This is a genomic window from Parendozoicomonas haliclonae (assembly GCF_900174585.1).
GTDB classification, from domain to species: domain Bacteria; phylum Pseudomonadota; class Gammaproteobacteria; order Pseudomonadales; family Endozoicomonadaceae; genus Sansalvadorimonas; species Sansalvadorimonas haliclonae.
The window spans coordinates 1-436 of sequence record NZ_FWPT01000061.1 but is presented as its reverse complement, the minus strand read 5'-3'; the positions used below and the strand labels follow the sequence as shown (position 1 = coordinate 436).

Genomic DNA, 436 nt, shown 5'->3' with positions numbered 1-436 from the left:
TCCGGGAGCAGAGGCCACTCAGGTTTTGACGTATCAATACGCATAACCTTCACCCTGTATTTTTTCCATTCTGACAGTGCGGCGGTTTCTTCTTCCGTCGCCATTCCTTCATCGACAGCATCTTGCAGTGGCGCAATAGCGACAGCAGCGGCAGACAATAGCTCGGTCTTCTTCGCTTCAGCCTGTGCGCGTAATTCCTCTTGCGAATATTGGCGTGGCTTAATTTCTCCGTTGTCGAATACCCACCCACCAAAAATATCTACATTCTTGTTCTCTTCTGTAATATCAACGTCAACGATGCTAAAATCACGCGGGTAAATGCTTGAAACATCCTTACTAATACTGCGAATAATACCTGTTTCATCATAAGCAATTTTCAACGGATCAGGTGAGAAATCAGCCTGGGATTTATACCAATCCCTTCCATCTTCTGAAA

General features: G+C 45.2%; 1 protein-coding gene. It reads right to left on the bottom strand.

Annotated elements, in window-relative coordinates; genetic code table 11:
- Positions 1 to 436, bottom strand: a 436-nt coding sequence (locus EHSB41UT_RS24250) for a tail fiber assembly protein (protein WP_087113430.1), incomplete at both ends; no start/stop codon positions are given.